This window comes from Lysinibacillus sp. JNUCC-52 (assembly GCF_015999545.1).
Classification (GTDB): domain Bacteria; phylum Bacillota; class Bacilli; order Bacillales_A; family Planococcaceae; genus Lysinibacillus.
Genome location: NZ_CP065546.1, coordinates 3,346,122 through 3,367,806, shown reverse-complemented (window position 1 = coordinate 3,367,806; position 21,685 = coordinate 3,346,122). Strand labels below are relative to the sequence as shown.

At 37.1% G+C, this 21,685-nt stretch carries 18 protein-coding genes and 1 riboswitch; of the genes, 3 read left to right on the top strand and 15 right to left on the bottom strand.

Going from position 1 to position 21,685, the window contains the following annotated elements:
- Window positions 1–16 precede the first annotated feature (16 nt).
- Window positions 17–787: an SDR family NAD(P)-dependent oxidoreductase gene (locus JNUCC52_RS16605; RefSeq protein WP_173479628.1), complete on the bottom strand. Its 771-nt coding sequence runs from the start codon at window positions 785–787 to the stop codon at window positions 17–19.
- Window positions 788–927: 140 nt separating this feature from the next.
- On the opposite strand from JNUCC52_RS16605, the gene JNUCC52_RS16600 reads away from it, so the two are divergent.
- Entirely contained in the window at window positions 928–1,521 is a 594-nt protein-coding gene (locus tag JNUCC52_RS16600) for a TetR/AcrR family transcriptional regulator (RefSeq protein ID WP_173479629.1), read from the top strand.
- 95 nt (window positions 1,522–1,616) lie between these two features.
- Here JNUCC52_RS16600 and JNUCC52_RS16595 read toward each other — a convergent pair whose 3' ends face one another.
- Together JNUCC52_RS16595 and JNUCC52_RS16590 are read right to left on the bottom strand one after the other, a co-directional pair.
- Entirely contained in the window at window positions 1,617–2,600 is a 984-nt protein-coding gene (locus tag JNUCC52_RS16595) for a bile acid:sodium symporter family protein (protein WP_173479630.1), read from the bottom strand.
- Window positions 2,601–2,611: 11 nt separating this feature from the next.
- Window positions 2,612–3,997 carry an FAD-binding oxidoreductase gene (locus JNUCC52_RS16590; RefSeq protein ID WP_173479631.1) on the bottom strand — a complete coding sequence of 462 codons (1,386 nt, stop codon included), beginning with the start codon at window positions 3,995–3,997 and terminating at the stop codon, window positions 2,612–2,614.
- A gap of 224 nt (window positions 3,998–4,221) precedes the next feature.
- On the opposite strand from JNUCC52_RS16590, the gene JNUCC52_RS16585 reads away from it, so the two are divergent.
- Window positions 4,222–4,932 carry a FadR/GntR family transcriptional regulator gene (locus tag JNUCC52_RS16585; protein ID WP_173479632.1) on the top strand — a complete coding sequence of 237 codons (711 nt, stop codon included), beginning with the start codon at window positions 4,222–4,224 and terminating at the stop codon, window positions 4,930–4,932.
- A gap of 787 nt (window positions 4,933–5,719) precedes the next feature.
- Here JNUCC52_RS16585 and JNUCC52_RS16580 read toward each other — a convergent pair.
- Window positions 5,720–6,802 (bottom strand): LuxR C-terminal-related transcriptional regulator, encoded by a 1,083-nt coding sequence (locus tag JNUCC52_RS16580; RefSeq protein ID WP_337980368.1) that lies wholly within the window; start codon window positions 6,800–6,802, stop codon window positions 5,720–5,722.
- A 163-nt stretch (window positions 6,803–6,965) separates the two neighbouring features.
- Between JNUCC52_RS16580 and JNUCC52_RS16575 the strand changes: the two genes are divergently transcribed.
- Window positions 6,966–7,859 carry a 3-hydroxyacyl-CoA dehydrogenase gene (locus JNUCC52_RS16575; protein ID WP_337980367.1) on the top strand — a complete coding sequence of 298 codons (894 nt, stop codon included), beginning with the start codon at window positions 6,966–6,968 and terminating at the stop codon, window positions 7,857–7,859.
- Between the two features lie 87 nt (window positions 7,860–7,946).
- Here the strand turns inward: JNUCC52_RS16575 and JNUCC52_RS16570 are convergent, their stop codons facing one another.
- From JNUCC52_RS16570 to gatB, 11 genes are all read right to left on the bottom strand, one after another.
- Window positions 7,947–9,290: an APC family permease gene (locus JNUCC52_RS16570; RefSeq protein ID WP_337980366.1), complete on the bottom strand. Its 1,344-nt coding sequence runs from the start codon at window positions 9,288–9,290 to the stop codon at window positions 7,947–7,949.
- A gap of 13 nt (window positions 9,291–9,303) precedes the next feature.
- Complete coding sequence (locus JNUCC52_RS16565) at window positions 9,304–10,020, bottom strand: cysteine hydrolase family protein (protein ID WP_173479634.1); 717 nt, start codon at window positions 10,018–10,020, stop codon at window positions 9,304–9,306.
- Window positions 10,021–10,173: 153 nt separating this feature from the next.
- Window positions 10,174–10,358, bottom strand: a riboswitch (Lysine riboswitch).
- A 295-nt stretch (window positions 10,359–10,653) separates the two neighbouring features.
- The gene (locus tag JNUCC52_RS16560) at window positions 10,654–11,862 is read right to left on the bottom strand and encodes an MFS transporter (RefSeq protein ID WP_337980365.1); all 1,209 of its coding nucleotides are present in this window, start codon (window positions 11,860–11,862) and stop codon (window positions 10,654–10,656) included.
- Between the two features lie 765 nt (window positions 11,863–12,627).
- Window positions 12,628–13,482, bottom strand: coding sequence for a malate synthase (locus JNUCC52_RS16555; RefSeq protein ID WP_337980364.1), 855 nt, complete (start codon window positions 13,480–13,482; stop codon window positions 12,628–12,630).
- A gap of 539 nt (window positions 13,483–14,021) precedes the next feature.
- Window positions 14,022–15,386, bottom strand: coding sequence for a 23S rRNA (uracil(1939)-C(5))-methyltransferase RlmD (gene rlmD, locus JNUCC52_RS16550; RefSeq protein ID WP_337980363.1), 1,365 nt, complete (start codon window positions 15,384–15,386; stop codon window positions 14,022–14,024).
- Window positions 15,387–15,573: 187 nt separating this feature from the next.
- Window positions 15,574–15,696 carry a cytochrome bd oxidase small subunit CydS family protein gene (gene cydS, locus JNUCC52_RS16545; RefSeq protein WP_337980362.1) on the bottom strand — a complete coding sequence of 41 codons (123 nt, stop codon included), beginning with the start codon at window positions 15,694–15,696 and terminating at the stop codon, window positions 15,574–15,576.
- Window positions 15,697–15,708: 12 nt separating this feature from the next.
- On the bottom strand, window positions 15,709–16,734 hold the full coding sequence (locus JNUCC52_RS16540) for a cytochrome d ubiquinol oxidase subunit II (protein ID WP_173479636.1): 1,026 nt from the start codon (window positions 16,732–16,734) through the stop codon (window positions 15,709–15,711).
- Complete coding sequence (locus JNUCC52_RS16535; protein WP_173479637.1) at window positions 16,731–18,077, bottom strand: cytochrome ubiquinol oxidase subunit I; 1,347 nt, start codon at window positions 18,075–18,077, stop codon at window positions 16,731–16,733. Before JNUCC52_RS16535 ends, JNUCC52_RS16540 begins: the two co-directional genes overlap by 4 nt.
- 358 nt (window positions 18,078–18,435) lie before the next feature.
- Window positions 18,436–19,350 carry a diacylglycerol kinase gene (locus tag JNUCC52_RS16530; RefSeq protein ID WP_173479638.1) on the bottom strand — a complete coding sequence of 305 codons (915 nt, stop codon included), beginning with the start codon at window positions 19,348–19,350 and terminating at the stop codon, window positions 18,436–18,438.
- Window positions 19,351–19,526: 176 nt separating this feature from the next.
- Window positions 19,527–20,087, bottom strand: coding sequence for a thioredoxin family protein (locus JNUCC52_RS16525; protein ID WP_173479639.1), 561 nt, complete (start codon window positions 20,085–20,087; stop codon window positions 19,527–19,529).
- Between the two features lie 169 nt (window positions 20,088–20,256).
- Window positions 20,257–21,684, bottom strand: a complete 1,428-nt coding sequence (gene gatB, locus JNUCC52_RS16520) for an Asp-tRNA(Asn)/Glu-tRNA(Gln) amidotransferase subunit GatB (protein ID WP_173479640.1) — start codon at window positions 21,682–21,684, stop codon at window positions 20,257–20,259.
- Window position 21,685 lies beyond the last annotated feature (1 nt).

Here is a 21,685-nt window from a genome sequence, read left to right as displayed (position 1 = left end):
TTATTTTCCTCCATTATTAAATATTATATAGTGACCCATCTACTGTGTAAGATGAAGAACTTACATAAGAAGCTTCATCTGATAATAAAAATGCAATGACATTGGCTACTTCATTTGGTTCACCATATCGCTTCATTGGCACTGCCTCTTGATATGCGGATTGTGCTGCTTCTGCTGCACCTGGTGCAACTTTTGCTTCAATCTGGCGCATCATTTGTGTATTAATAACACCAGGGTTTACTGTATTTACGCGTACATTATATGGAGCAGCTTCTAATGCAGCTACTTTATTAATGCCCATTAGAGCATGCTTCGACGAATTATATAACATCATATTTGGCGAACCGATTAATCCAGCGACAGAGGCTGTATTGACAATTGAACCTGCTTTTTGCTGTTTCATAATTGGCAGTACATATTTTAATCCGTAGAAAGCACCTTTTACGTTAATGCTATATACGAAATCGAAATCTTGTTCAGTTATTTCTTCTAAAATTTTTGCTGGCCCTTCAACACCTGCATTATTTGCAAAGCCATCAATGCGACCAAATTTTAATACCGTTTGGTCTACATAATTTTTTACTTCTGCTTCTTTTGAAACATCTGCCTTTAAAGTCAGTACACGATCTTCACCTAAGTTAAGTTCCTCTGCAACCGCTTTCACAGCAGCTTCATTTAAATCCACTAATGTTAACTTAGCCCCTTCGCCTGCAAGTTTGCGAGCAATCTCTTTACCGATACCTCCTGCAGCACCTGTAATAATGACAACTTTATTTTCAAATCTCATCTTTTGTACCTCCCCTAAACATTGTTGTTACATATATAGTTTAATCGGTTTGACTTTCTGTAAGCCATCCTTAATATTTGCTATAATGTCGAAGAAACCAACACTTTTTATCAATCTGTCTAATGTAGGAGATAAATTTGATGAAATCTAATTCCAATCAAGCTTTACGTACAAAACATTTTTTGAAAAAGGCATTTATTGATCTGGTACATAAAAAGGGATTTAGTGCTGTTACTGTGAAAGACATTGTTGAGTATGCTCAATATAATCGAACTACCTTTTACGTGTACTATCAAAATATAGATGATCTTGTGGAAGAGTTAATGGAAGAAATGTTTGAAGCTATTCAATATAACAGTATGTCTAAGTATGAAAGTAATAGTCGTGTGAAAGTACAGGAGTTGACAACGAACTCCTTTGAATTGTTATATTACATTTACGATCACCGTGATTACTTCACATTGCTACTGTTAGAAGATACGTTGCCTCGCATACACCAGCAACTACCTGAAGCGATTTTTAATTTGCTCAAGGAAAAATTTGATATTCATTACGGAGTATCTGTTGTTGATGATTATTCCCAAAAGCGCTATATGGCTTACGGGACAGCTGGCTTGATTTTGGACTGGATTGCCCAAGATTTTGATGCGACACCTGGTGAAATGACAGAGCGTCTCAATCGAATTTTTAACACCTTTGCAAGAGGATTTGTCATAAAAGAAATCGACACTTAACAAACAAAAAAGAACGAATTCCTTCATCGGAAATTCGTTCTTTTATTTATGAAGCTAGCTCTCTTCGCCGTTATTATTATTTGTAAGCAACCACGTTAAATATGTGTTCCGACGTTACTTTCTTGTATGTTTTTACTAAGCTGATTCTCTACGTTTTCCGATTTTTTCGACCAATAAGTGGCTAAAATCGGACCAGAAATATTATGCCATACAGCACCAAGGACGCTAGGCAAGGCAGCTAATGGACCAAAATGGGCAGTCGCTAACGCCACCCCTAGACCTGAGTTTTGCATACCTACTTCTATAGAAATAGCTCGACGATTACTTTCATTCAGTCCTAACATAAGTGCTGTTAAATAGCCCAACAGCAATCCGAATGCATTATGGAGCATTACTGCCGTAAAAATAATGAATCCAGCCGAAGCAATGCTCTCAACATTGCCAGCAACAACTGCAGAAACAATAATGATAATAGCAACTACTGAAATAAGAGGAATGACGTTGATGCTTTTTTCTACAGCTTGTGGAGCAACTCTTCTTATAACAATACCTAAAATAATAGGCAAAATAATTACTTGAATAATTGATGTAAACATTGCCATTGGATCTACAGGCATCCATTTACCTGCAAGTAATAGTAATATTAATGGTGTTGCAATTGGGGCTAATAACGTTGAAAAAGATGTCATTGTAATTGATAGCGGTACATTGCCTTTCGCTAAATACACCATAACGTTAGAAGCAGTGCCTCCTGGGACAGAACCGAGAAGGACTAGCCCCGCAGCTAATTCCGCAGGTAAGTTCATAATATAAGCTATTAAAAAGGCTGTCAGTGGCATAATTATATATTGTGCACATACACCAATGATAACTGGTACAGGATTCGTTAAAATCAGTTTGAAATCAACCGCCTTTAACGTCAGCCCCATACCAAACATAACGATGCCTAGCAAAATCGTTATATATCCTCCAAATATTAAAAATGGATCAGGAATTATAAAGGCAATAACAGCTATACAAATGACCCATACAGCAAAGTATTTTCCCGCTATTGTACTAATGGCTTCTAAAATTTTCATATTTCCACTCCCTATTTCTTTATTTTTAATATTTTATTTGGATTGAAAAGTCCATCAGGATCGAGCGCTAGCTTAATCTTTTCCATCACAAGCAATGCTTTGCCATGTTCTTTCTCTTGGTATTTTTGTTTACCAATACCGACACCATGCTCTCCCGTACATGTTCCTCCACGTTCAAGCGCATACATTACTATCAATTCATTGAATTCATCAGCTTTTTTTATTTCATCTAAATCATTCATATCAATCATTAAAAGAACATGGAAATTGCCATCACCAACATGGCCCACAATTCCACCTGTAAGGGCTAACAAATTCAGTGCATTTCTTGCATGTTTAATAGCCCCTGCTAACTCTGAAATCGGTAAACAAACATCCGTCACCATAAGTTTTTTTCCTGGGTGTCCATGAACATAGGCGTAGGCTAAATTATGACGCGCTTCCCACAACTGATTGCGCGCTGCATTATCGGACTCGAATTCAATATTTTCACAATTGTGCTCTGCTACAATTTCTTTCATAAATTCAACGTCTTGCTTTAATCCAGCTTCATTTCCATGAAACTCTAAAAATAATGTTGGTTGCTCCTCATAAGCTGTATGACTATGCAAGTTCACTTGTTTTATCGAATGTTCATCTACTAGCTCCACTCGTGCAATTGGAATTCCCGCTTGCAAAATACTTACGACTGCTTCGACAGCATCATTGACAGTTTTGAAGGAAGCTCGTGCGGCCATTTCATATTCAGGCAGCCCATAGACTTTTAGCGTCAATTCGGTGAAGCATCCAAGCGTTCCCTCTGACCCGACAAATAGACCGTTTAAATGATAGCCAGAAGATGATTTTTCTGCTAAATTCCCAGTATGAATGACCTCACCATCTGATAGAACGACCTCTAAATCTCGAACTTGATCGCGCATCACTCCATATTTAACTGATGTTGTTCCACTGGCATTTGTTGCTGCCATTCCTCCGAGCGTTGCATCAGCTCCAGGATCGACAGAGAAAAACAAACCGTATTTTTTTAACTCTTTATTCAACTGAGAACGCGTTACCCCTGGTTGAACTTTTACGAGAAAATCCTTCTCCCTCACTTCTAATATTTTGTTCATATTAGAGAAATCAATCGTTATCCCGTGATCATAAGGGATTACATGCCCTTCTAAGCTTGTTCCCCTTCCGAATGGTACTATCGGTACTTTGTAGTGGTTTGCTATGTTTATTGTTTTGCTCACTTCATCCGTCGTTGTTGGAAACACAACGATATCTGGAAGACTGACACTATGATAAGATTCATCACTACTATGTTGTTCTAAAATTGTTTGATTGATCGTTACTTGGCTTTCTGAAAGAGCACATCGTAGAGCATTTACTAATTCTTCATTTGTTGCAATCATTTATTTCTCCCCTTTTTACTCTCATTCCTTCATGTTTTTCGTTGTTTAAAACAAACATGTCATACCAATTTATTAAACTATTATATTGGTCCAACCATTATTATTATACTTAATATTCTGAAAATATCAATTATTATTAATTTTCATTAATTGATAACAATGAAGTATTTCTGTATGATTAAAGCGTTTATAATACTAGGTAATTGAGGGGAAGGACATAGAGAATGCTGCAACCTAAGAAAAAAGCCTATCAAGTAATTGTTGATCAAATAAATGAATATTTTTTAAATGGAGATTTACAGCCTGGAGAAAAACTGCCGACAGAAAGAGAATTAGCAAGTCGTTTTAATGTCAGTCGAACTTCGGTAAGGGAAGCACTTCGCAAGCTTGAAATCAAAGGAATTATTGAAATTAAACAAGGCAGTGGCAGCTTTATTAAAACAAAGGAAAGCCTTTCAATAGGCAAAGAGCTTTCCTCTACCATTTTAAAAACTGAAAAAAAATTAGTATATGAAATGTTAGAACTCCGTCAAACACTTGAAGTCGAATGTGCCTTTTTAGCTTCACAACGTGCCACTTCCGAAGATTTAGAACGAATTGGACAGGCATTGGAAATGATGAATCAAGTAAAAAATGATGTGGAATTAGGCATTCAAGCGGATTTAAGTTTCCATATAAATATTGTACTCGCCTCACATAACTCGATATTCTCGCAATTATTCCAAACCCTTAGCGAACATATGCAAGATACCATCAGAGTTACCCGAACACAACGCTTGAAAGATCAGGAACGTACACAAGAAACGATTGATGAACATAAAGAAATTTACTTAGCAATCGCAGCGGGCGATGCTAATCAAGCGAAACAACTTATGGAAATGCATATTAAGCAAATAAGAAGAGAATTGACAGAGTCACTTTTTAATCATATTTGAAAACGAATCAAATAAAGCGCCCTACACGTTGATTGGAGCGGAGGACGGGCGACTCCTGCTGGAACACACAGTACGGAAGACGCAACAGACCGCGCGCTAGCGAGGGTTGCGGCTTACGGTGTGCCCGCGGAAAGCGCCCGTTCGTAGCGGAAATCAACGGTAGTAGACCTCTAAGTTTAATTAATGACTATAGCAGACGACTAGCAGATATATTAATAAGTGCAATAATTGTACTGTATTTTAACTTTTTCATTCGAAAGAGCGTGTTGACACCAGTTGATTGGAGCGGAGGACGGGCGACTCCTGCTGGAACACACAGTACGTAAGACGCAACAGACCGCGCGCTAGCGAGGGTTGCGGCTTACGGTGTGCCAGCGGAAAGCGCCCGTTCGTAGCGGAAATCAACGGCAGGAGACCTCTAAGTTTAATTAATGACTATAGCAGACGACTAGCAGATATATTAATAAGTGCAATAATTGTACTGTATTTTAACTTTTTCATTCGAAAGAGCGTGTTGACACCAGTTGATTGGAGCGGAGGACGGGCGACTCCTGCTGGAACACACAGTACGGAAGACGCAACAGACCGCGCTAGCGAGGGTTGCGGCTTACGGTGTGCCCGCGGAAAGCGCCCGTTCACAGCAGAAATCAACGGCAGGAGACATCCCTTCTATATTAATTTTAAATAAAAAAAGGACTATAGACAAACTCGAAAATCTTCGAGGTTGTCTATAGTCTGAACGAATCCTCTCTTAGGATTCGTCCGTTCTTTCCTTTAAAGCTTTCATTTATTCTAAAACTGCCATTCGAAAAGCCGTCGCAATGATTTGTGTACGGTTTTTTGCATTAAATACCGTTTGTAGCTTTTGTATGTAATCACGAATTGTGTACTCACTAACAACGAGAAGCTCTGCCATTTCTTTATTACTAAATCCTTCTGCTAATAAAAATAGCACTGCCAAGTCTTTATCCGTTAGCTTTAAGTCATGCAATAGACGCTGTGTACTGCGTGTCCGTGAAAAATAACAACCTAATAAGTTCCCTGCTTCCTCTAGTAGTTGCATTTCTTCTTCACTATAGGAAAAGGGCATTCCACATTGGTCAAACGTTAACCAACCAAATAATTGTCCATTTTGCTTTATTGGAATAAAAATAATCGTAGATATATTCAATAATTCAATTGCAATAGCATTTATATATGGTGCTGGTTGCTCTAAAAAGAGTGGCTTCTTAATAGCAAAAACGGGCTCATCTTCCAGCTTGCCTTTTAGCATTTGTACTTTGTGTAGCTCAGAGCCATATACACCTGAAAATTCATTGAGCCAAGGATTATAGCTATGAAAAGTAACTCGTTGATAGCCGAAGTTCTCCTGTGCTTTCGTTAAAATCGTTGGCATATGATCTACTCCATCTAATTGAATAAGCAATTTACTAAAGTGCTGTAGCTTAAGCAAACTCTCTATATTCATATCAGCCTTTATCGGAGACTGTACTACTTTGCTGTTTATAAGACGTAATACATCAAGGACTTTTTCATGATACATTAACATTTCATCTGTATATGGATGCTTAATTTGGACAAGTACATCTTTAGTAGCGGAATAAGACAATGAAGGAAATGTTGTAAGCAATTTTTCTGGTAAAAGTCGACTATGCATTGTCGCCCAGTTAATTAGCTCCTCCCGCTGGATCGTTTTATTTTTTAACTGACCATTTAAAAACGTCAGCCAAGAACGATACCAATAACCAATTTGAATAATTTCTTGCTCACTTAACTCTTTTCTAGACTGCAAATGCTTATTCCACGCATAGGCAATATCTTGATGATGAATTTTATGAAACAATACATATTGAAAGTTTATTTTAGTCATAGCACACCTACATTTACATGTTTAATTAAAAATTATATACCCTCAGTTACAGGTATCTTTGCGTTTACTCTATCATTTACACTCTATAAGTAACAACTTTATTTTGTTATTTCGTTCAACTATTTATATAAGGGTATTCGAATCAAGAAATGAGGTATTAAATATGGAATTTAAAAAAATATTAGTTGCAGGTAGCGGTGTATTAGGAAGTCAAATTGCCTTTCAAACTGCATTTTCTGGATATGAAGTGCATGTATATGACATTAACGATGATGCTATTGCATCAGCGCAACAGCGTATGGAATCGTTATCGAACACATACGGAGAATATTTTAACGATACGGCACGTGCAGCTAAAGCGTTAACAAGCTTTTCGTTTTACACAGATTTAGCACAGGCAGTATCTGATGTAGATTTAGTAATTGAAGCTGTACCAGAACGTATTGAAATTAAACAATCATTTTATACGCAATTAGCAAAAGTAGCACCAGCAAAAACTGTTTTCGCATCCAATTCTTCAACACTGCTACCTAGTCAGTTTGCTCAATTTACAGGACGACCTGAGAAGTTTTTAGCATTACATTTTGCAAATACAATTTGGAAAAACAATACAGCCGAAATAATGGGTCATGCTGGTACTGATCCACAGTACACGGAACAAGTCGTTGAATTTGCACGTACGATTGGCATGATTCCATTCCATTTAAAGAAAGAACAACCAGGCTATATTTTAAATACATTATCTGTTCCCTTTTTAAGTGCTGGGATGGGGCTTTGGGCAAATGATATTGCAGACCCACATACAATTGATAAAAACTGGATGATTTCAACAGGCTCACCATTAGGTCCTTTCGGCTTTTTAGATATAGTTGGCATGGAGACACCATATAACTTAAATATGATGAAAGCGGAAATAGATCCAATGGCAAAAATCATTGCGGAAAAAATTAAAGCAGAGTATATTGATTTAGGGAAAATGGGTGCTTCTTCAGGGGAAGGTTTTTATAAATATCCGAATCCAGCGTATTTGGATAAAGACTTCCTTAAACAAAATTAATTTGGGACAAAAGAGAAAAAGTGTTAGATTGCTTACATCAATCTAACACTTTTTTCTGCGACGTTGTTGTCTGCTTGCAAAGGTATTTTATAAATCCGAAAAAGTGGGTGGTTTCTTCTTGAAGCCTTTTGTCGTAATAAAAGCATAAATAAAACCGATTGCTAGCCACAAAAAGCCTATCTTCAATGTCATCGGTGATAAATTAATAAATAAGTAGAAACAAATACCGAATCCTAACCCTGGAATTAATAAGTATCGAATTATTTTCTTTTCTTTTTTTCGGAAGAAGTAATATACGATTACTGATAAGTTAACAAACATAAATCCTGTCAGACCACCAAAGTTCATTAATTCTGCTACGAAATTCGCTGATAAAAACAGCGCTCCTAAAACACTAATGACACACATTAATAAAATATTGTATATTGGTGTTTGATATTTTGGATGTAAATGTGTGAAAAACTTTTTGGAAAGTACCTCATCACGCCCCATACTGAACATTAAACGAGATGCACTTGCTTGACCTGTTAAACCAGCTGTTATTGTCGATACAATAATTGCAACAGTATAAAGCGTTGCAAGAACGGCACCACCTGCTTTTTCCGCTATATCAAATAGAGCCGTATCAGCTGAGCTAAAGTTTGTCACATCAGGCCATACGAGCTGTGCTACATAAGCTTGTCCAATAAAAATAAGTCCTCCAATTAAACAAGCTAAAATAGCTGCCTTCCAAATATCATCTTTTGGATTAACTGCCTCTTCTGAAAGCGTTGTAATCGAATCAAACCCTAAAAATGAAAAGCAGGCCATTGCTGCACCAGAAATAATGGCAGACATAACGAATTTTTCATCGTTGAAGAATGGTACAACAGAAAAGAGCGACGTACTACTTTCCCCACCAACAATTGTCTTTACACAAAAAATCACGAAAATAACGACTACAATTCCCATAAATATAACGAGGATTTGATTTGTTTTTGCAGCGATACCAATCCCTAGAATATTTACAGTCGTAATAATACCTGCAATTAATAAGACCCATACCCAATACGGAACAGATGGTATTAAGGCATTCGCATATGAAGCACCTACCATAAATACAATGAGGGGCACTAAAACATAGTCCATAAACATTGCCCACCCTGCAAAAAAACCTAAATGCGGATTAATTGCACGTTGCGTATATGTATAAGTGGACCCTCCATTTGGAAAAACAGCAGCCATTCGACCGTAACTATAGGCAGAAAACATCATGGCAACCATCGCAATCAAGTAGGCTAATGGCAACATGCCGCCTGTAGACTCTGCTGCAAAGCCATAAATATAAGCTGGCGCAATCGGTGTCATAAAAGCAATACCATATATGACTAAATCTTTTAATGTTAAAACACGCTTTAACTGTGGTGTATGATTATTGGCTGTTTGACTCATAGTCTATTTCCTCTCACACATTCACTGGGTTGCTTTTTGCTAGTTCTTCCGTTACTAAATCAATTACTTCATCAGTGCTCATCACTTGGCAATAAATTTGATTCATAATCATAATTTCTGCATCATGAAGCTGTTGCGTTGCTGCTGCACATGCATCTTCAACTAAAATAACTTCAAAGCCTGCGTCAGCTAAGCTGCGAACGGTTGAAGCAACACATTGGTCAGTTACAACGCCTGTACAAACTACTGTTTCAATGCCCATATTGCGCAGTAAAAATTCATAATTCGTTCCACTTAATACGCTATCTGTCGTTTTATTGACTACAATTTCATCATCAAGTGGCTTTAGCTCCTCCACCATCTCCGCTCCTGGGTCACCGATAGGCAATAAAATATTGTTCCAACCTGGACGTCGTTGTACTGGAGAACGATCTCGTCCATCTTTATGATGGCAAGCAATACGACCAAATGTTACTTCTAATTTATTTGTACGGAAAAACTCTAAAAGTTTTTTATTGTTCGGAATTGTTAAAGTGTCGATACGATTAAAGAAGTATTCCCATTGTTCAAACATGCCCTTTTCTCTTGCAACTTGTGCATCTAATCCATCTCGGCTAATAAACTGATGTTGCATATCTACGATTAGTAATGCTGTTTTATCTGGGTTCACGTTTATTTTTTGACCGTCAGTCGGTAAAAATTCATAATATAATGTTGATGTATTTTCCATAATAATTCCTCCAAATTCCCTCTATTTCCGATATGTTATAGATAAATAAAAAGACAGATTCTTTGTGCAAAAGAATCTGTCTAATACAAAAATGATCTACTCATTTAGAAACTAAAAATGAATCGACCATTTAAAATTCCCACTGTTTGTCTAAACAGAGATAGCACAACTTCATAAACAGCTATGTTTATGAAGACAGTCCTGCAGCTATTCGCTACAGACCCAGCATATGATGGCGAGAACTCACCATACACTTCGGCGACATTTCCTTCTACCTAATCTCTTCGTCTTCTCGGACTCCATTAGGTACTGTTAACTGTCGCGCCTCTACCTCACTATCGGAAAAGTGAGGTTTATTTAATTGTTTGAAATAATTATATTATTGCATTTTTTCTATGTCAACGATAAATTTACTATGTTTCATAAGATTTACTGCGCCTTATTATAAAAAAATGACAAATAAAACGCTTTCATACAATAATTAATTGAAATAAATATAACAATAATCGAACAATTTATTCTTCCGAGTGCCTGCTATTTCAGCTGGATGGATAAAGCTTCAAAGCAACTCCTATTTTATAAAAAACCACCAATTAAAACGCAAGGGCATTTTAATTGATGGTTAAATCAATGTTATATAGTTTCGCTTACATTCGCTATATTCTCTTTTTTGAGCATTAACATAACAATAAAGGACATACAATATAAGCCTGCTAAGTAAAGCATCGCAACTTTCATATCATAACTTTGTAAAATATAGCCGACAAGGATAGGTGAAAAACCGCCTATCGCTCGACCAAAGTTAAAGATTGTGTTTGTTGCCGTACTTCGAATTTGAACGGGATATAGACTACCAATCAACGCTCCATATCCAGCGAACATGCCATTTGAGAAGAATCCAACAATTGCGCCACCGATTAGAACACCCACACTACCAGTAGCATAAGAGTATAAGAATACAGCGCATGCTGAGGCAATAAGGAAGACGCCAAAGGCACGCTTTGCGCCAAATCGGTCTAAAAATAGTCCAAAGGTTAACATACCAACAATCATGCCTACAGCTGTACTAATTGTCCATATCGCAGAGCTTGAAACAGATAAGCCTTGCGACTGTTGCAGCATTGATGGTAACCAAATCATTAATCCGTTGTAACCAGCAATTTGAACTGTTGCCATTATAATTAGTGAAATTGTTGTAATCGCTGTTCGTGGCGTTTCAAACAATTGTACCAACTTACCCTTTTCAGCTTTCTTACTAGCCTTTTTATTTTTCTGAGCGGCAAGCCACTCAGGAGATTCGTCTAAATTTTTTCTTACGATAAAGGCAAAAATAACAGGTACTACTCCAACAAAGAATAATGCTCTCCATCCTAAAGTAGGAAGAATGATTGCACTTAGTAATGCTGCTAAAATAACGCCATACTGCGCACCTACACTGACATAGGAAGATGCACGCCCTTGTTTATTTTTCGGCCAAGCTTCTGCAACAAGCGCCATACCAATACCGTATTCTCCCCCAGCACCTATTCCTGCAATAAATCTAAATAGATACACTTGTTCAATGCTAGTCGCTAATCCTGTTAACGCTGTACCAATTGCAAACAAGATGACGGTATACGTAAAGACCTTTACCCTGCCATACTTATCTGCTAAAACGCCGAAAACAATTCCTCCTAATAGCATCCCTACATTCGTTATAGAAGAAATAAGTCCTCCCGTTGCTAAATCAATGTTAAATTCCGCAATAATCATTGTCATCGCAAATGAGATAAACATGATGTCCATGCCTTCTAATGTTAAACCTGCTACCGATGCGACCACGGTTTTTTTTCGATAATCCATTCTACTCTCCTCCAGTATGTTCTAGATGAAATAAATCTCTTTTATTTACGAATGAATGGATGTATCTATATAAATATAACGTTTCCATTCTCCTTTTAAGCCTCACGGGACTTCCTTTAAAAGAGGTACGTTAGTTGTGTACTCACAGCTAAAATGCAAAATAAATGCCCTTTCGTCAGATTGGACAAAAGGGCATGAATAAACAAAGATATTATAAAAATAATAACTTAAAACATCATATAGCCCTTCTCAGCCTCTCTGGACCGTATTAAAGGTTACTTATTTCAAAAGATATCTTAGCAAAGTTATCTATATTTTTATACAAGAAAATTTTGGTAATAACAACTTGAAACCTTTTCTAGTATGGCTTTAAGCTTATATAAAAAAATTTTAAGCAGTTGCTCACACGAAAACAATTAGTCAAGATAGACGGAGATTGTTTTATTACTTCAAGTCATTTTTCCTTATATATGAAATTGCTCCACACTCACGAAGAAGTGGAATCGAGCCAATTTTCTTCATCATATTTGGTTTTTGCTTATTTTATTAAAGTCCCACTTCGTTAGCTCAATAAATTCAACAAAAAACAGCTTTATTCATTTTTTAATACAAAAAGAACGAATCCCATTAATAAGAATTCGTTCTTGCTAAATAATGATATTAACTCCACATGTTAATTAGCAAACAGAGCAAAGCACTGTTCGGCATTAGTGATAGTTAGGAGATTATGTCAGTGTCCTGTCATTCTTATCTTTAGGCTAAAGTCTAAATACGCATTAATGCGCCATTAGGCTTTGGTAAATCATGATCTGTTATTTGATTCATTTTACAAAAATGTTTAAAAAATCGTTGTGCTAGCTCTTGTTCTGTTGGTTCACTCTTCAACGAAACGATATCAAGTAAAATTTGAGCCATCCATACATTATCAAAATAACGGTATTTACCTGAATTCCATGTCATTTTGTCAGGGGATTTTTTGTCTGTATAATACTTCCATAAAAGTAATTGATTCGATTCCTGTTCTGAAAGTTGGAGTTTGTATTTTGAATGGGCAGGAATATTTCCATCTTCACACAGCTTACCGATAAAATCTTCATTCACCATATAGACACCTATGATACGTCTGTCTTTTTCAGGCATGCCAGGATCTAGTGCTGTTAACAGGACAGCGCTATTTTGGTGCATGCGGATAGGTTTGTTTGGCTTCCCCTTGTTATTACCACTTTTTATTGCGCCTGAAAAAACCTTCCACTCTGAAACAGAACTATTTTGTTCTTCTATGTCACATCTAAAAACCATTTGTGATTCAGGATGGAGTTTATAATGTTTCATAAGTTTTTCGTGTTCTAATCGAAGTTTCAGGTTTTTTCGCTGTAGTTTTTTTTCTTCTTCCTTCTTCCTTTCTTCCTCTTTTCTTTCCATTTCCTTTATTTGTATTATTTTTTCGATTAAATGAGCATCACTTTTATCATGTAGTTTTAGGTACTTTCCAAATACATCAGGGAAAACAAACATTTTATTTTCCGACGCAAAATGTATTTCAATAATAGACTCATTATGTTTAACTATACTACCCATGCCAAAACGCTTATGTGTAACTTTTTTATTGATTAGATTCATTATTCTAATCCTCCTTTTGGAATAAAAACGCGGTTACTATTAGATAGTAAATTAATTAGACCTATTATCTTAAAAGCTTAAATAACTGTTTTAAATTTTTTCCTTTGTCTTAAGATAAAGGATATAAAAAAAACGTATCCGAATTCTATCTGCAAAAAAGGTCAGCGAAATTCGAAATACGATTTGAAAAAAACAACTATAAGACTATTATAACATTTTTTAAAAAAATCACAAATTTATTATTGACACCATATTTTATTATGAGGTAAAATAAAAAATTACTCTCTAAACCTTCATGAAGGAAGACCATTATAAAAAGTCACGAAACTTATGGAAAGCCCCTATAAAAAGCAACTAATTTCCTGTGATAAGCATAGGATTTCTTCATGAAATAAATCAATGATATTTTCCAATTAAGTTCCATATAAAAAGACCCCCATTTCGCAAAAGTTATTTGCAAAATCAGGGTCTGTATGGAACTTTTCTATTTTTAAAATTATAATCCGTATTGTTTAAAAATTATATGTGTAACCCATATATTAAGCTAACTCCAACCATGCAACTGCTTCACAATGCGTGGAGTGCGGGAACATATCGACAGGTTGAATTTCCTGTGTTTTGTATCCGCCATCTTCCAATATGCGAAGGTCACGTGCGAGTGTTGCTGGGTTACAGGATACATAAACAACTCGTTTTGGACGTTGCTCTAAAATCGTTTGTAAAAGTGCCTCATCGCACCCTTTACGTGGTGGGTCTACAACAAGGACATCTGCTTCTTTGCCTTTCTTATACCAGCGTGGAATCACTTCCTCTGCTGGACCTGCCTCGAAGTACGTATTTGTAAAGCCGTTAAGCTCTGCGTTGCGTTTTGCATCTTCAATAGCTTGTGGAACGATTTCGACACCCATTACGGCCTTCGCTTTTTGTGCAAGGAATAAAGAAATGGTACCGATACCGCAGTAGGCATCAATGACGCGTTCATGCCCTTGTAAATCAGCGTAGTCTAACGCTTGCTTGTATAGTACTTCTGTTTGCTGAGGATTTACTTGGTAGAAAGAGCGTGCCGAAATTTCAAAGCGCACATCACCGATAGAATCAATGATTACATCTTTGCCCCAAAGGTTGATCGTTTCATCCCCAAATATAACGTTTGTTTTATCGCTATTGATGTTTTGCATAATAGATGTCACGTTTGGCACTAGCTTTAAAATGCTCGCTACAGCCGCTTCTTTTTGCGGGAATTTTTTCTTTTTCGTAACGAGTACAACCATCACCTCTCCAGTCGCACGTGCAGTTCGGATAACGACGTGACGCAGCATCCCATCATGTGATGCTTCATTATAAGGTTGAACACCAATTGCCGTTAATTCTTTTTTTAATCCAGAAAGAATCGCGTCCGCTTCGCCTGTTTGGATTAGACAACGGTCCATATCAACAATTGTATGTGATTTTGTTTTGTAGAAGCCAGCAATGACTTGTCCTGCGTCATTTGTGGAAAATGGTATTTGAGCTTTATTGCGATATTGCCATGGCTCCACCATGCCCTTCACTGGTAAAACAGGTGCGTCGATTTTGCCTAAACGTTGCATAACATTTCGCACCATATTTTCCTTCCACTTTAACTGCCCCTCATAGGATAGATGCTGTAACTGACAGCCACCGCATTGCTTAAAATAATCGCAAGGTGCATCTACTCGATCTGGTGACGCTTTAATAATTTCTTTCACTTTTGCGAAGCCATAATTTTTTAACGTTTTTAAAACGTGTACTTCTGCAGTTTCATTCGGTAATGCACCTTGAATAAATAATGGATAGCCATCGACTTTTGCGACACCATTGCCATCATGTGTTAAATCTTCTATATAAACTGTAAGTTGGTCATTCTTTTTTACGGGTGCTGACATTCGTACATCCTCCATTTCAATCTTCTTATTGTAGCATGTGATAGCGGAGGAAAAAAGAACAAGGCATGAATTATCATGCTATTCTGCCTGAAACACCATGACTCGCAATGTGAATGAACTCCTCGTTTTCCTTAGCGTATCTTCAATTGATCAATAGTTTTAGCCTATACAGTGTAAAAAAGAGCCGCTATTCGCGACTCTTTCTCTTATTGTTCCTTACATAATCATCTTTTGGTGCCCACCAAAACATAATGATAATACTAATAATCACTACTATAAATGGTGCATAAAAAATTTCAATTTTTTCCATCGCTGTAACCTCCTATGCATGATGGTCTTCTTTCCCTGTCACATAATTTTTGTTAAATAAGAATAGTTTCAACAATAAATAGAGTGAAGGCAGAAGCAGGCATAATCCTAAAACGAATACGATAACTAACGCAATGGCCATTTGTGTATTTGTAAAGCTGTCATAGATTGTTAAATATGGATACAGTAAATATGGGTATTGCGCAATACCATAAGCAAAAAATGCTACCGCGAATTGGGCGATTAATAATCCTACAGCAAGCCCATAATTTTTTCGCATCCATAGCAATATGACTGTGATAATAAATAATACTGCTGAAATGGCAAACATCCACCATAAGTTGACCATATGTTGATAGCTTTCTGGGTTAATGGATTTCATTTCATACATAATGCCCAGTGCACTAATCATTAATGGCGCGGCCCAAATTAATGCATATTTTCGCATTAACTTTGTTGCCTCTGCGTCATTTGCTTTATGTGCATACCACGTTAAAAATACTGCGGATATATAAAGGACAGCCGCTATGCTTAGTACGACAATACTCCATGCAAATGTACTCGTATACAGTGTCCAATAATTTAATACTGGTTGCCCTTCCACCATATCCACATAGCCACCACCTGCAATAGCGAATACTACAGAAAGTGAGGCTGGAATAAGTAAGCCTGTTACGCCATATGTGAGAGAATAACCGATATGTCCTCGTGCACCATACGATTCAAAGGCATAGTACGAGCCGCGAATCGCCAGTAGCACTAATGAAATACTTACTGGCACAAGCAAAATCGTGCCATAGTAAAATGCTGTTTGAGGGAAAAATCCTACAATTCCTACAAAGAAAAATACTAAAAAGACATTCGTTACTTCCCATACAGGCGATAAATATCGTTTAATAATATTCGTTATGATATGGTTTTTCCCAATAAGGAGACTGTACGCATTGAAAAAACCTGCACCAAAATCAATGGATGCGATCATCACATAACCAAAAAGGAAAATCCACAATACTGAAATCCCTAATACTTCTAATGTCATATGATGTCACCGCCCTTTTCTGTATTGCGATCTTCAATTTCTCGCTCAATCGGGTTCTTTTTAAACATTCGAATTAATACGACAATACTACCAACTCCAAGTACGGCGTACACACCTGAGAATAACAGCATCATTAAATCGACGTGATCGCTCGTTGTAGCTCCCTCTGGTGTTCGCATAATACCGTATAATATCCATGGTTGACGTCCAACCTCTGCAAGCCACCAGCCTGCTTCAATGGCAATTATGGACAGTGGTGCACCCGCAACGATAACCCATCTAAACCACCGAGAATGAATAAACTGCCAACCTCTTGGTTTACCTACTACGTAAAGTAATGATACTAAAACCATGAACATGCCGATAAAGACCATGATGTTAAACAGATAGTGGATATAGAGCGGTGGTCGGTCTTCCTCCGCAAATTGATCTAAACCGATTACTTCTGCATTTGGATTATTACGTGCAAGTATACTTAATGCATATGGTACCTTTATAGCATACTTCACCTCTTCGCCATCCAATACACCTAGTAAAATAAGCGATGCTTTATCTGTTGTTTCAAAATGCCATTCTGCTGCAGCTAATTTTTCTGGTTGGTATTCCGCTAAGTATTTACCTGAGAAATCTCCTATAATGGCTGCTGCAATGGACGAAACTAAGCCAATTTTCATTAGTAAAAATAATGATTTTTTATGATAAATATGATCTGAACCTCTAAGCATACGATAACCTGCGATTGCTGCCAACACAAATGCGGATGTCATGTATGCGGTTACAAGCACGTGCGCGACTTTAGTGGGCATTGCTGGGTTAAACATTGCTAGAAATGGTTGAATATTAATGAGCTGACCGTCCACTATGTCAAAGCCTTGTGGTGCGTTCATAAAGGCGTTGACGATTGTTATAAAAACTGCAGACATCGATGCACCTACAGCAACAGGTATTAGAAGGAGCATATGTTTTTTCTGACTATCGAAACGATCCCAAGTATATAAGTAGATACCTAAGAAAATGGCTTCAAAGAAGAATGCAAAGGTTTCCATAAAGAGTGGTAATGCTATAGTTTGCCCTGCAAGTTGCATAAAATTCGGCCATAGTAACGATAATTGTAAACCGATTGCTGTACCTGTAACGACCCCTACAGCAACGGTAATGACGAAACCTCGTGCCCAACGTCGTGCCATTAATATATAATGCTCATCATTCTTTTTATAACCAGTCCATTGCGCAATCATAATCATTAACGGCACGCCAACACCAATCGTTGCATAAATGATGTGGAATGATAACGTAAGCTCTGTTAATGCACGACTCCAAAAGACTGCTGATTCATTAATCATCTCATTGCCCTCCTAACTACCAAATATTCTTCCAAGTATGGAAAGTAGCATGATAATCGCAACACCAAAGCTTAACCAGATAAGCTTTCTTTCCTGTGACTTATACACATTGCACCACTTCCTTTCCCTTACCTCTACCCATATTTTCTACTATTCCAACGCAAAAAACCTTTATAATGGACCGAAACTTCGGCCTAATATAAAGGTTTCAAATATTGTTCATTTAATATACGTATATTCGCCAAACATTTTTCTTAATTCGTTCACAATCCCAATTTCTGAGGAGATTATTAACAAATAAGTGTAAAATCGCTAAAATTATTTACACCTATCTTCCAATTGTTCCATATGATGAAATTTAAATACGATCTTCCTCACGAATGTCTTCAATTGGTACAAAAAGTTCAATATGGCGTTTCAAGTTTTCAAATGTTGCAGGCGCATCTCCACCATACTCGCCATCTAGATTTAAATGCACTTCGTTTTCCGTCGTAACTTTTACAACACTTGCCTTTTTATAAATAACACGATCATCCTTTAAATGTTCGCCTCGTAACGCCATTGCCGCAAGTTGAATAAATTCTGGAAGGCTTACTTTTTTTAATACTAATAAAGTGAAGTAGCCATCATTTATGCTTGCATCTGGTGCAAGTTTTTCAAAGCCTCCTACAGAATTCGTTAAGCCACATAAAAACATCATTGCATCTCCATCAAATACTTCACCATCATATTCAATACGCATATGTGATGCCTTAATGGAAGGAATCATTTCAACTGCTTTTAAATAATATGCTAACTGCCCTAGCATTGTTTTCATCTTGCTTGGCACTTCGTATGTTAGCTCAGTAATACGTCCCCCAGCAGCGATATTGATGAAATAGCGTTCTCCATTTAACAATCCAACATCAACTGGTAAGGTATCGCCTTTAATAATAATATCAACGGCTTCATCAATATTTCGTGGAATATGGACAGCACGTGCAAAATCATTCGTTGTCCCCATTGGAATTAGGCCAATCTTCGGACGCTTTTCGAATTGGGCTACACCAGAAACAACCTCATTTAACGTACCATCTCCACCAACTGCTATGATAATATCAAATCCACGTTCTACTGCGTTTTTTGCTGCTTCTATAGCATCGCCTTCACAAGTTGTTGCGTGACAAGATGTCTCATAGCCTGCTACCTCTAGTTTCTCCAATACTTCTGGTAGATGCTTTTTAAACGCTTCTCGCCCAGATGTAGGATTATAAATGATTCTTGCTCGTTTCATAACATACCTTCCTGCTTCATAAGATTCTAATACTTTCAACGAATAAACCATTGAAATGTTGCACTGATGATTTCATGCAAAGTACTACGCCTTGCAACTCAAATTACACCATATGCTTTTAATACGCCAAAATAAACACGTATTGTACGTTACAGCTTTGATTAAGCAATGCGCGATTATTGCAATGCTGCTGTGACATGTTTCTTGAAATCCTCGTATACATATGTCCAATTTTGTTTGTTCGTAATATTATCTTCGCGAATTTCACTGTAAAGTGCTTTTTGTGCGTCCTCAAACGTTGGATCTTCTTTGTCTGGTAATGTCGCTCTTTTCTTCACAACAATATCCTGTAATTCAGGCGCACGTGGTCCCCATTTCCCTATAACCTGACCTGCTTCATTTAATAAAATATACATTGGAATTGCACGGCCACCGTTTGTTAAATAACGGTCAATTAAATCTGTATCTGCATCACGTAATACTGTGCGCATATCTAATCCAGCTGCCTCTGCAACACGGCGTATAATCGGATTATTTAACATCGCATCACCGCACCAATCTTCAGTAATTGTTAAAATTTTCGGTTGCTTGTCCTTCAATAAAGCTACAAAACCATCATTCATTGGCACTTCAAAGCCATCATAAATACGGAAGCTGTCTTCTTTAAGTGTTGTCATATTGTCCATATATTGTTGAATTGAAATGGCTTCTTCAAAATATTGTTGTTCAGTTTTCATATACTTATCCCCTTTTTTAGTGAAGTGATTGTTCTATTCTATATTTTGCTATGAATACTCTTTTTAGACAACTATTTAGTGTTATACGATTTGTTAGTATGTACAATTTTTGCATTTAAAAAGCCAAGAAAGTGAATTCACTCTCTTGACTCATTGTAAAAACAAAGAATTAGCGTTTAGCAATTTCTTGTTGTAATAATTTGTTAACCATTGGTGGGTTCGCTTGGCCTTTTGTAGCTTTCATAATTTGTCCAACTAAGAAGCCAATTGCACGATCCTTACCGTTTTTAAAGTCCTCAATTGATTGTGCATTGTTATCTAATACTTCTGTGACAATTGCTAATAATGCACCCTCATCAGAAATTTGTACTAATCCTTTTGCCTTCACGATGTCATTAGCTGAACCACCATTTTCGACTAACTCCGTAAATACTTTTTTACCGATTTTAGAAGAAATTGTACCGTCCGTAATTAATTTCACCATGCCTGCTAGGTTTTCTGGAGTTAATGCAGTATCTTTAAGATCTTTTTGTTCAGCATTTAAATAGGCAGAAACATCACCCATCAACCAGTTTGCAGAAAGTTTTGCATCCGCGCCTTCAGCTACCATTGCTTCAAAGAAATCAGAAATTTCTTTAGAAATAACAAGCACGCCAGCATCATATGAAGTTAATCCTAAATCTTCAACATAACGTTTTTTACGAGCATCTGGAAGTTCAGGGATTTCTGATTTTACGCGCTCTAACCACTCATCGTCGATTGACAGACGCACTAAATCTGGCTCTGGGAAGTAACGATAATCATCCGTTCCTTCTTTCACACGCATTAAAATCGTTTTACCTGTTTTTTCATCAAAGCGACGCGTTTCTTGATCAATCACGCCACCTGAAAGTAATACGTCCGCTTGGCGTAACTCTTCATGCTCAATACCGCGACGTACGTAGTTAAATGAGTTAAGGTTTTTAAGCTCTGTTTTTGTACCGAATTCTTCTTGGCCATATGGGCGAATTGAAATGTTGGCATCACAACGCAGTGAACCTTCTTCCATTTTACAATCTGAAACATCTGTATATTGGATAATCGATTTTAATTTTTCAAGATAAGCATACGCTTCATTTGCTGTGCGAAGATCTGGCTCAGAAACGATTTCTACAAGCGGTGTACCTTGACGGTTAAAGTCCACTAAAGAATGGTCGCCAGCATGAGATAGTTTACCAGCATCTTCTTCCATATGAAGGCGCGTAATACCGATACGTTTTGTATAACCATCTACTTCAATATCAATCCAACCGTTTTTCCCAATTGGCTTATCGAATTGTGAAATTTGATATGCTTTCGGATTATCTGGATAGAAGTAGTTTTTACGGTCAAATTTTGTTTCTTGCTCGATTTCCATGTTTAGTGCAAGTGCTGCACGCATTGCGAAATCTACAACATTTTTATTTAAGACAGGAAGGACACCAGGATAGCCTAGGTCGATTACTGTTGTATTTGTATTTGGTTCAGCACCGAAGTGAGCTGGCGCTGGCGAGAAGATTTTTGAGTTTGTTTTTAACTCAACGTGTACTTCTAAACCAATGACTGTTTCAAAGTTCATG

Bases quoted from the DNA above. Each gene is read 5' to 3' on its own strand.
- JNUCC52_RS16605 (WP_173479628.1), bottom strand. From the start codon at position 787: ATGAGATTTGAAAATAAAGTTGTCATTATTACAGGTGCTGCAGGAGGT.
- JNUCC52_RS16600 (WP_173479629.1), top strand. From the start codon at position 928: ATGAAATCTAATTCCAATCAAGCTTTACGTACAAAACATTTTTTGAAA.
- JNUCC52_RS16595 (WP_173479630.1), bottom strand. From the start codon at position 2,600: ATGAAAATTTTAGAAGCCATTAGTACAATAGCGGGAAAATACTTTGCT.
- JNUCC52_RS16590 (WP_173479631.1), bottom strand. From the start codon at position 3,997: ATGATTGCAACAAATGAAGAATTAGTAAATGCTCTACGATGTGCTCTT.
- JNUCC52_RS16585 (WP_173479632.1), top strand. From the start codon at position 4,222: ATGCTGCAACCTAAGAAAAAAGCCTATCAAGTAATTGTTGATCAAATA.
- JNUCC52_RS16580 (WP_337980368.1), bottom strand. From the start codon at position 6,802: ATGACTAAAATAAACTTTCAATATGTATTGTTTCATAAAATTCATCAT.
- JNUCC52_RS16575 (WP_337980367.1), top strand. From the start codon at position 6,966: ATGGAATTTAAAAAAATATTAGTTGCAGGTAGCGGTGTATTAGGAAGT.
- JNUCC52_RS16570 (WP_337980366.1), bottom strand. From the start codon at position 9,290: ATGAGTCAAACAGCCAATAATCATACACCACAGTTAAAGCGTGTTTTA.
- JNUCC52_RS16565 (WP_173479634.1), bottom strand. From the start codon at position 10,020: ATGGAAAATACATCAACATTATATTATGAATTTTTACCGACTGACGGT.
- JNUCC52_RS16560 (WP_337980365.1), bottom strand. From the start codon at position 11,862: ATGGATTATCGAAAAAAAACCGTGGTCGCATCGGTAGCAGGTTTAACA.
- JNUCC52_RS16555 (WP_337980364.1), bottom strand. From the start codon at position 13,482: ATGAATCTAATCAATAAAAAAGTTACACATAAGCGTTTTGGCATGGGT.
- rlmD (WP_337980363.1), bottom strand. From the start codon at position 15,386: ATGTCAGCACCCGTAAAAAAGAATGACCAACTTACAGTTTATATAGAA.
- cydS (WP_337980362.1), bottom strand. From the start codon at position 15,696: ATGGAAAAAATTGAAATTTTTTATGCACCATTTATAGTAGTGATTATT.
- JNUCC52_RS16540 (WP_173479636.1), bottom strand. From the start codon at position 16,734: ATGACATTAGAAGTATTAGGGATTTCAGTATTGTGGATTTTCCTTTTT.
- JNUCC52_RS16535 (WP_173479637.1), bottom strand. From the start codon at position 18,077: ATGATTAATGAATCAGCAGTCTTTTGGAGTCGTGCATTAACAGAGCTT.
- JNUCC52_RS16530 (WP_173479638.1), bottom strand. From the start codon at position 19,350: ATGAAACGAGCAAGAATCATTTATAATCCTACATCTGGGCGAGAAGCG.
- JNUCC52_RS16525 (WP_173479639.1), bottom strand. From the start codon at position 20,087: ATGAAAACTGAACAACAATATTTTGAAGAAGCCATTTCAATTCAACAA.
- gatB (WP_173479640.1), bottom strand. From the start codon at position 21,684: ATGAACTTTGAAACAGTCATTGGTTTAGAAGTACACGTTGAGTTAAAA.